Here is a 9300-nt window from a genome sequence, read left to right as displayed (position 1 = left end):
CCGAATAACAGGTTTTTTGATATTTTTGTTTCGCCTGAAGAGTCCCATAAAATTATTTTATTTTTCGCAAAACAAAAATAAGGGAATCTCAGGCTTTTTTTATTTTAGACTTTCGGATAATAGTGAATTAAAATAAACCAAAACCAATTTAAAACCACACTTATGAAAAAACATTTTTTGAGAAGTCTTTTCGCAATAGGCGTTTTGACTTCGTGCAGTAGTACCTCAGAAGACGCCTATGTTGATATTGTTGATACTTATCCCGCTGTTGAAGCAACATTTGGATCTTCAATAGATTTAAATAGTTTGGAAAACTATGCCAATCAAAGTATTCCGGCTTACATTACTAAAAATAATGGTACAGCCAATCCCATTACCGATAAAGGAGCGACCTTAGGAAGAGTTTTGTTTTACGACAAAAAATTGTCCTCAAACAACACTATTTCGTGTTCGAGTTGTCACAAACAGGAGATCGCCTTTGGTGACAATTCGGTGGCTAGTACAGGCGTGAATGGAAGTACAGGCCGGCATTCAATGCGACTAATCAATACCCGATTTGCCACCGAATCCAAATTCTTTTGGGACGAAAGAGCTGCGAGTTTAGAAATCCAGACCACAATGCCGATAAAAGACCACGGCGAAATGGGTTACAGCGGTACAAATGGCGACGCTACTTTTGCTGATTTAATTGTAAAAATGAACGAAATAGATTATTACAAAGAACTTTTTAAGTTTGTGTATGGTTCGTCTGAAATAACCGAAGGCAAAATACAGTTGGCTTTGGGACAATTTATCCGAAGTATTCAATCGTTTGATTCAAAATACGATGCGGGAAGAGCCACAGCACAAAACGATGGAATGCCATTTGCAAATTTTACCGCACAAGAAAATATGGGGAAAAATTTATTTTTAGCTCCGCCCGCTTTTAATGCTTCCGGTGTGCGAACGGGAGGCGGAATTGGTTGTGCAGGTTGCCACAGAGCACCCGAATTCGACATCGCTCCAAATTCCGGAAACAACGGGATCATTGGTAAAATTTCGGGAGCTGGAATTGATATTACCAATACGAGAGCCCCTTCACTTCGAGATCTAGTCGGACCGACCGGGACACTTAACGGACAAATGATGCATACGGGTGTGATAACTTCACTTCAAGCAGCGATTGGTCATTATGGAACGATTAATATTGCTCCAGGAAATACCAATTTAGACCCAAGATTACGACCAGGAGGCAACGGTCAGCAATTAAATTTGAATGCAAATGAAGTAAATGCCGTGATTGCATTTCTAGAAACTTTATCTGGAACAGCCGTTTACACCAATCCGAAATGGTCTGATCCATTTAATTAACTAAAAAATCCCGTTCAGCTTCTGGTGTGAACGGGATGTTTTTTTTGAATTACAATTGGTAATCATTTATTTTTTCAAGGTTGAAACCGCAGATGATGTTGAAAACGTGATTTATTTACAAGAAACCCACGGTTGAAACCGTGGGCTATGTGCTAGAAATATAAATTTTTAAAACGCCACATTCCATCTCGGCAACTTTCCATTTTCGTCCAAGAAGTTTTGCAACATTTGTCCTTCCACAGCTGTTGGAATTGCTTTATTTTTTTCGTTGAACGTCTCGTACCAAGAAACTTCAAGGCGTTCGATGTTTTCGAGTTTCATTTGGGCTGGCCAAGAATATTTTCGGCCTGTTTTTGCAAATTGGTGACCGTTTACGATTTTGTCGTAAAGTCCACCGTTTTTGCTTTTCAAGGTGCCGTCGTTCTGAACAGTTCCTGTTGAACCTACCATAATCAATTCTTTTTCTTCACCATCAACAGCGTAGACTAAAAACACACCGCTCCCCGGTTCTGGCGCGTTGCAAACGGTTTCTAAACTGTCTTCTTGTGTGAATGAAAACGTATTTTGGGTTTTGAATTTCTTTAATTCTTTGTACATGTTTTTGTTATTTGCCACGAAGACGCTAAGGAACTAATTCTTTATTGGAACTAAGATACTGAAGTGTTCCGTGTGATTATTGTAATGAAAAACTCCACCGTAAAGTGGAGTCTTCTCTATTTCTAGAACAGTATTAAATCTATTCTCTTATTCTCTGCTCTTTATTCTATGCTCTTATTCTTCTTAACCTAAAACTTCTTTTACTTTCAAACCAATTTCGGCTGGAGAATCTACTACATGGATTCCACATTCTCTCATGATTCGTTTTTTAGCTTCAGCGGTATCGTCTTCTCCGCCTACAATTGCACCTGCGTGACCCATTGTTCGTCCTTTTGGAGCAGTTTCTCCTGCAATAAATCCAACAACTGGCTTACGGTTTCCGTCTTCTTTAACCCATTTAGCAGCATCTGCTTCGAGTTGGCCACCAATTTCACCAATCATGATGATGATTTCCGTTTCTGGATCGTTCATTAGCAATTCAACTGCTTCTTTTGTAGTAGTCCCGATGATTGGGTCTCCACCAATTCCGATAGCGGTAGTGATTCCTAAACCTTGTTTTACTACCTGGTCTGCCGCTTCGTAAGTCAATGTTCCTGATTTAGAAACGATTCCAACGGTTCCTTTTTTGAAAACAAAACCAGGCATAATACCTACTTTCGCTTCACCTGGAGTGATTACCCCTGGACAGTTAGGACCTACTAAACGACAATCTTTAGTTTGAATATAAGCGTAAGCTTTAATCATATCTGCTACTGGAATTCCTTCAGTAATCGCAATGATTACTTTGATTCCTGCATCAGCCGCTTCCATAATTGCATCAGCTGCAAAAGCTGGTGGAACAAAAATAATAGTAGTATCCGCTCCTGCTTGTTCTACAGCATCTTTTACGGTGTTGAAAACGGGACGGTCTAAATGTGTAGATCCTCCTTTTCCTGGAGTTACACCACCGACTACGTTTGTTCCGTATTCAATCATTTGCGAAGCGTGAAAAGTTCCTTCGCTTCCTGTAAAACCTTGCACAATTATTTTAGAATCTTTATTGACTAAAACGCTCATAAATATATCTTTTAAATTATTTTTTGAAATAGTGATGCAAAAATAGGTTTTTAGTGTCAATTTCTAAAGCCTTTTATTGAAAAATATAGCATTAGAATAAAGATAATTCCAAGAGTTATTTTTATTTATATTCTACGTAATTTTCAGGCTTGTAGGGATATTGATAAATATAGAAGGTAGACTCCAAACTGGGATGTTGCTCTTTCCATTTTTTCATTATTCCTTTATAAAATCGTTCCTCGGGATAAATGACAATATTCATTTCCGTCAAAGCCCAATTATTCCCTAATATTGCTGTATTAGTACCACAACGTTTTTTTGTTTTTGAAATATACGGTTTGTATTCGTTACCCAATTGTTTTTCATCTACACATATAAGAAAATGCTTTAAACTACCAGAATACAAGTTAAACGAAAAGAAATTATCATATAGGTTTAGAAAACAGAAAAATGGAAGAATACCAAGGATTGTAAAAGGAATTTTGTTGAAACCCGAAGTTAATTTTACAAAAGAAATTCGTTCCTCGGCATTATAAAAAACGATCAATATAAACATCATCATTACTATATTCCAAGGCCATACAATGGGATTGTAGTTTAAACCTGTTGGCCCAACTAAAAACAAAATAAACACGTGCATGCCTACAAGAAAAAGTGCGTAAAACTTTTTATTTACCATGAACAAACATCCCAATGCGGCAAATAATTCAATTAATCCAAGGGATAAACCTGCATAGTGAATAAAAGGTGAATCTATTTGATGGGCTTCAAATCCAAAAAGTCTTGTGAGGATCATTTCATTCCAAACTTTGTATAAAAAACCACCATTTAACTTGTGCAACCCACTATTGAAATAGATGACAATGAGCAAAAAAGAAAAGTAAGTAACAAACTGCCGTAGGTTTTTATGGTAGAAAAAGAAGAATGCGAATGTAAGAAAATATTGGTACTCCCAAGGTTGCCATCGGTTTTGATCCAGAAGACAGGAAATTAATTCCACAACTAAGGTACAACCAATTAAAATTTTATTTTTAGGAAAAAATCCGACTAAAGCAATACCTGCTAATGCGAAATAAAATAAAGAAAGATGTATGAAATTTGGAACATTTTCCAAAAAATCAAAAGGAGGAATTAAGGGAAAAAGCCGCTGCGTGTGCCAAAGATTATACGAAAATAATTTGGCGAAAATCCAGAAAAAGCTGGTAAGTCTGAGTATTAAAATCGTTTTTGTAACGTCTGATTTCATTGAAACCATGTTTTGTACATTTAAAATTACCCAGAATATTTAAGAAACTTGACTCATCTGGAAACAACGGTGAAGTTTATCGTCTTGTACTTCCCAAATTACAAAGAAATGAGCCAATAGCATTTCTTCTCTAGGATTTTCGACAGTTTTAACAAAATGCGAATAACGAACGGCAACTTGATTTTTTTCTTGTAAAATGGAGTGAATTCGAACTTTTGACCTTACGTAAGATTTACCCAATTCTTGAGCCAAATCCAACACTTCTTGTCTATCAAGTTTCAAAAAACCTTTGCTACTGTACCATTCTAGAATAAAGTCGGAATGCAAAAAAGGTTCCATCTCTGAAACGTTTATAAATGCATCGGATTTGTAAAAATCTAGAATTAATTTTTTAATTGTCATAACGTTTCATTTTTTCGATTAGATCTGGGATTTTTTTTACGTATGCAAGTTGTTTTAGTTTTTCGCGCGATTCTTCGATGGGTGTTCCAAAATAACTTTTTCCACCTTCAATCGATTTTGTTACACCCGTTTGTCCCATTACTACCGCTTTCGCTCCAATGGTAATTCCGCTTGTGGTTCCTACTTGTCCCCACAAAGTTACCTCATCTTCAATAACTACACAGCCTGCAATACCCGTTTGCGAAGCAATCAAACATTTTTTTCCAATAACCGTATCGTGCCCCACATGAACCTGATTGTCTAATTTAGTTCCTTCGCCAATTGTGGTGTCGCCCGTAACTCCTTTGTCAATCGTACAAAGAGCACCAATACCCACATTATTTTCGATAACCACCCTTCCACCAGAAAGAAGTTGATCAAATCCGTCTGCTCTTTTTTTATAATAAAAAGCGTCCGCACCCAAGACTGATCCTGCATGAATGATGACATTATCGCCAATTATGGTATTGTCGTAAATAGCAACATTACTATGAATCAAACAATTATTTCCAATTTTAACGTTATTTCCGATAAAACAATTGGGTTGAATAAACGTATTTTCGCCTATCTCGGCACTTAAAGCAATTGATACATTGATTCCTTGAAAAGGCCTAAAGTAACGTGTCAGCTTATTGAAATCTCTAAACGGATCGTCCGAAATCAACAAAGCTTTGCCTTCGGGACAAACCACTTTTTTGTTAATTAAAACAATTGTAGCAGCCGATTGCAAAGCCTTATCGTAATATTTGGGATGGTCCACAAAAACAATATCACCCGATTCCACTACGTGAATTTCATTCATACCAAGCACAGGAAAATTGGAATCTCCCACGAATTCGCAATCAATTAATTCGGCAATTTCTTTGAGCGTATGTATTTTTGGAAACTTCATTTTTTAATTAGGTAATTTTTTAATTAAATAACTTTTTAAATAGATAAAAGACGACCCTATTCGGTAGTGGTTCATTGTAAGTAAAATGATATTCGATACATTTCAACATTTTCTAATTCTCTAATTAATGAATTGCCGAATTATCTATTCCTTCACGCGTTCCATATAACTTCCGGAAGCGGTATCAATTTTAATTTTATCACCTTCATTGATAAATAATGGGACATTTATAGACGCTCCCGTTTCAACTGTTGCAGGTTTGGTAGCATTAGTAGCGGTATTTCCTTTTAAGCCTGGTTCTGTGTACGTTACTTCCAAAACAATAGAAGCTGGCATATCTACCGAAAGAGGCAAGTCAGTTTCGGTGTTTACTTGGACCATCACGTTTGTTCCTTCTTTCAACAAATCAGGGTTGTCCAACACATTTTTATTCATAGTAATTTGCTCGAAAGTATCGGCATTCATAAAATGAAAATCATCACCTTCGGCGTATAAATATTGGTAGGTATGTGTTTCTACTCGAACTACATCGATTTTATGTCCCGCCGAAAAAGTATTGTCTAGTACTTTACCGTTGGTTACACTTCGCAATTTTGTTCGCACAAAAGCGGGTCCTTTTCCAGGTTTTACGTGCAAAAATTCAACGATTTTATAAATATCATGGTTGTGTTTGATGCACAATCCGTTTCTAATGTCTGATGTTGATGCCATTATTTGTTTATATATGAATTATTTAATTTTAAAAGTTACCGCTGTACCCTTTCATTACTCCACGCGAAGAGTTTCTGATGAACAAGATGATTTCATCTCGCTCGGGAGTAGCTTCCATTTCTGCTTCGATTATTGCTAAAGCTTGAGAAGTATTGTAATTTTTTTGATATAAAATACGGTAGATATCTTGAATTTCTCTAATTTTCTCCGAAGTAAATCCGCGTCTTCGTAATCCGACTGAATTAATTCCAACGTACGAAAGCGGTTCTTTGGCCGCTTTGGTATACGGCGGAACGTCTTTTCGTAAGAGCGATCCTCCAGAAATCATCGCGTGGTCGCCGATACTGATAAATTGATGTACGGCAGACAAGCCACCAATGATGGCAAAATCACCCACGGTCACGTGGCCACCAAGCAAAACACCATTTACAATTATCACATTATTACCAATGTGGCAATCATGTGCGACATGTGCGGTAGCCATGATCAGACAATTGTTTCCGATTTTTGTTTGTCCCGAGGCGATTGTACCTCTGTTTATGGTAACACATTCTCTAATGGTAACATTATCTCCGATGATTACAAGCGAATCTTCGCCGCCAAACTTTAAATCTTGCGGCACTGCCGAAATTACTGCTCCAGGAAAAATATTACAATTTTTTCCGATTCGGGCGCCTTCCATAATTGTTACATTGGATCCAATCCAAGTTCCTTCTTCAATTACAACATTGTTGTGGATCGTTGTAAATGGATCGATTACAACATTTCGGGCTATTTTTGCACCAGGATGCACATATGCTAATGGTTGATTCATCTTGATTTTTGATTTCAGGTTTCAAGTTTTAGGTTTCGAACGACTTGAAACCAATAACATAAAACTATTATAATATTATTGTTTTCTGGCAATTTGTGCCATAAGTTCTGCTTCTGCTACTAATTTTCCATTAGCATACGCATGGGCTTGCATGTGACAAATTCCTCTTCTAATAGGTGTAATTAAATCACACTTAAATATCAAGGTATCGCCTGGCAACACTTTATGTTTGAACTTAACATTGTCAATTTTCATAAAAAAAGTCAAATAATTTTCGGGATCGGGAACGGTGCTCAAGACCAAAATACCTCCAGTTTGTGCCATCGCTTCGACAATCAAAACACCCGGCATTACAGGTGCGTCTGGAAAATGTCCTACAAAGAAATTCTCGTTCATTGTTACATTTTTCAAACCTACCACATGCGAGTCAGACATTTCAATAATGCGGTCAATCAATAAAAACGGTGGACGGTGAGGCAGCATTTCCATTATTTTATGGATGTCCATCAACGGGGGTTGATTCAAATCGTAGGTGGGAATAAAATTTCTTTTTTCGATTTTGATCAGTTTGGCCATTTTTTTTGCAAACTGCGTATTTACAAAATGCCCCGGTTTATTAGCAATCACTTTTCCTTTTATTCTTGTACCAATAAGTGCCAAGTCCCCAATTACATCTAATAATTTGTGTCTTGCTGCTTCATTTGGGTAATGCAATGTCAAATTATCTAAAATGCCGTTTGGTTTTACAGATATATGATCTTTTCCAAAAGCTACCTTTAAATGTTCCATCGTGCTTGGCGAAATTTCCTTGTCGACATACACAATGGCATTATTTAAATCGCCGCCTTTAATCAATCCGTTTTCCAATAAAGATTCTAATTCGTGTAAGAAACTGAATGTTCGTGCACTTGCAATTTCAGTTTTGAATTCGCTCATACTTTTTAGTGATGCATTTTGAGTCCCCAAGACTTTGGTTCCAAAATCGACCATTGCAGTTACCTGATAATCGTCGCTTGGCATTACTAAAATTTCGCTACCTGTGGCTTCATCCGTAAAAGAAATTACTTCTTTAACTACATAAAATTTTCGTTCAGCATTTTGCTCTTCAATTCCCACTTTTTCAATAGCCTCTACAAAGTATTTCGAAGAACCATCCATAATGGGTGGCTCTGAAGCATCTAATTCAATAATAACATTATCGACATCGCAACCCACAAAAGCCGCTAAAACGTGTTCGGAAGTTTGAATTTTAACACCTAATTTCTCTAAGTTTGTACCTCGTTGGGTGTTTACCACATAATTTGCATCCGCTTCAATAATGGGATGACCTTCTAAGTCCATTCGAACAAAAGTATAGCCATTGTTTATTGGTGCGGGTTTAAAGGTCATCTTGACTTCTTTCCCTGTGTGGAGTCCAACTCCAATCAGAGAAACTTCGCTTTTGATGGTAGTTTGCTTAACCATTTTACTAAATTTAGGGTTTTATTCTTCTTTATTAATTTTTTTAATTTCGCTTAGTTCGTGTACTATTTTTGGTAAATTCCTGAAGTGAACATATGATTTACTGAAATCACTGTAATTAAATGCTGGAGTTCCCTGTACAATTTCGTCGTCTTTTAAATTCTTTTGCACACCCGATTGGGCTTGAATTCGTACATTATTTCCGATAACGATATGTCCCACAATTCCAACTTGACCTCCAATTGTGCAATATTTACCAATTTTGGTTGAACCTGCAATACCTGTTTGAGCAGCAATAACCGTATGTTCACCAATTTCCACATTGTGTGCGATTTGAATTTGGTTATCCAGTTTAACTCCTTTTCGAATAATGGTCGAACCCATCGTGGCCCTGTCAACCGTTGTAGCGGCACCAATTTCTACATCATCTTCAATTATTACATTCCCAATTTGTGGAATTTTCTCGTAAGAGCCATCCGGGTTTGGTGCAAAACCAAAACCATCAGAACCGATAATAACACCCGAATGAAAACTACAATTATTTCCAACTACCACATCAGAATAGATTCGAACACCCGAATGCATCAGTAAATTATCGCCAATAATCACGTTATCTCCGATATAACAATTGGGATAAATTTTTACATTTTTTCCTAGAGTTACATTTTTACCAATATATGTAAAGCTTCCTACGTATAAATCGTCTCCAAACTTTACGTCTTCCGACATAAA

Annotated in this window: 10 protein-coding genes; 1 reads left to right on the top strand and 9 read right to left on the bottom strand. The window is 36.8% G+C overall.

Features of this window, described 5'->3' with window-relative positions; translation table 11 throughout:
• Positions 1–162: 162 nt before the first annotated feature.
• The gene (locus tag ACIQ2X_RS10510) at positions 163–1350 is read left to right on the top strand and encodes a cytochrome-c peroxidase (protein WP_396178885.1); all 1188 of its coding nucleotides are present in this window, start codon (positions 163–165) and stop codon (positions 1348–1350) included.
• Between the two features lie 168 nt (positions 1351–1518).
• Here the strand turns inward: ACIQ2X_RS10510 and ACIQ2X_RS10505 are convergent, their stop codons facing one another.
• From ACIQ2X_RS10505 to lpxD, 9 genes are all read right to left on the bottom strand, one after another.
• A complete protein-coding gene (locus tag ACIQ2X_RS10505; RefSeq protein WP_396178884.1) occupies positions 1519–1947 on the bottom strand; it encodes a hypothetical protein in 429 nt (142 codons plus the stop codon).
• Positions 1948–2130: 183 nt separating this feature from the next.
• Positions 2131–3003, bottom strand: a complete 873-nt coding sequence (gene sucD / locus ACIQ2X_RS10500) for a succinate--CoA ligase subunit alpha (RefSeq protein WP_396178883.1) — start codon at positions 3001–3003, stop codon at positions 2131–2133.
• A 121-nt stretch (positions 3004–3124) separates the two neighbouring features.
• Positions 3125–4249, bottom strand: a complete 1125-nt coding sequence (locus tag ACIQ2X_RS10495; RefSeq protein WP_396178882.1) for a hypothetical protein — start codon at positions 4247–4249, stop codon at positions 3125–3127.
• Positions 4250–4288: 39 nt separating this feature from the next.
• Positions 4289–4651 carry a nuclear transport factor 2 family protein gene (locus ACIQ2X_RS10490; protein WP_396178881.1) on the bottom strand — a complete coding sequence of 121 codons (363 nt, stop codon included), beginning with the start codon at positions 4649–4651 and terminating at the stop codon, positions 4289–4291.
• Complete coding sequence (locus tag ACIQ2X_RS10485; RefSeq protein ID WP_396178880.1) at positions 4641–5582, bottom strand: UDP-3-O-(3-hydroxymyristoyl)glucosamine N-acyltransferase; 942 nt, start codon at positions 5580–5582, stop codon at positions 4641–4643. Before ACIQ2X_RS10485 ends, ACIQ2X_RS10490 begins: the two co-directional genes overlap by 11 nt.
• 144 nt (positions 5583–5726) lie before the next feature.
• Positions 5727–6293: an elongation factor P gene (gene efp / locus ACIQ2X_RS10480; protein ID WP_396178879.1), complete on the bottom strand. Its 567-nt coding sequence runs from the start codon at positions 6291–6293 to the stop codon at positions 5727–5729.
• 28 nt (positions 6294–6321) lie between these two features.
• Entirely contained in the window at positions 6322–7107 is a 786-nt protein-coding gene (lpxA, locus tag ACIQ2X_RS10475; protein ID WP_396178878.1) for an acyl-ACP--UDP-N-acetylglucosamine O-acyltransferase, read from the bottom strand.
• A gap of 75 nt (positions 7108–7182) precedes the next feature.
• Positions 7183–8571: a bifunctional UDP-3-O-[3-hydroxymyristoyl] N-acetylglucosamine deacetylase/3-hydroxyacyl-ACP dehydratase gene (locus ACIQ2X_RS10470; RefSeq protein ID WP_396178877.1), complete on the bottom strand. Its 1389-nt coding sequence runs from the start codon at positions 8569–8571 to the stop codon at positions 7183–7185.
• A gap of 18 nt (positions 8572–8589) precedes the next feature.
• A partial coding sequence (lpxD, locus tag ACIQ2X_RS10465; protein ID WP_396178876.1) for a UDP-3-O-(3-hydroxymyristoyl)glucosamine N-acyltransferase occupies positions 8590–9300 on the bottom strand: 711 nt, incomplete at its 5' end.

Origin of the sequence: Flavobacterium sp. (genome assembly GCF_044368625.1) — a bacterium.
Taxonomy (GTDB): Bacteria; Bacteroidota; Bacteroidia; order Flavobacteriales; family Flavobacteriaceae; genus Flavobacterium.
The sequence above is the reverse complement of the archived record's forward strand: the minus strand, read 5'-3'. Positions and strand labels throughout refer to the sequence as shown.

Bases quoted from the DNA above. Each gene is read 5' to 3' on its own strand.
- ACIQ2X_RS10495 (WP_396178882.1), bottom strand. From the start codon at position 4,249: ATGAAATCAGACGTTACAAAAACGATTTTAATACTCAGACTTACCAGC.
- ACIQ2X_RS10505 (WP_396178884.1), bottom strand. From the start codon at position 1,947: ATGTACAAAGAATTAAAGAAATTCAAAACCCAAAATACGTTTTCATTC.
- sucD (WP_396178883.1), bottom strand. From the start codon at position 3,003: ATGAGCGTTTTAGTCAATAAAGATTCTAAAATAATTGTGCAAGGTTTT.
- ACIQ2X_RS10510 (WP_396178885.1), top strand. From the start codon at position 163: ATGAAAAAACATTTTTTGAGAAGTCTTTTCGCAATAGGCGTTTTGACT.
- efp (WP_396178879.1), bottom strand. From the start codon at position 6,293: ATGGCATCAACATCAGACATTAGAAACGGATTGTGCATCAAACACAAC.
- ACIQ2X_RS10490 (WP_396178881.1), bottom strand. From the start codon at position 4,651: ATGACAATTAAAAAATTAATTCTAGATTTTTACAAATCCGATGCATTT.
- ACIQ2X_RS10485 (WP_396178880.1), bottom strand. From the start codon at position 5,582: ATGAAGTTTCCAAAAATACATACGCTCAAAGAAATTGCCGAATTAATT.
- lpxA (WP_396178878.1), bottom strand. From the start codon at position 7,107: ATGAATCAACCATTAGCATATGTGCATCCTGGTGCAAAAATAGCCCGA.
- ACIQ2X_RS10470 (WP_396178877.1), bottom strand. From the start codon at position 8,571: ATGGTTAAGCAAACTACCATCAAAAGCGAAGTTTCTCTGATTGGAGTT.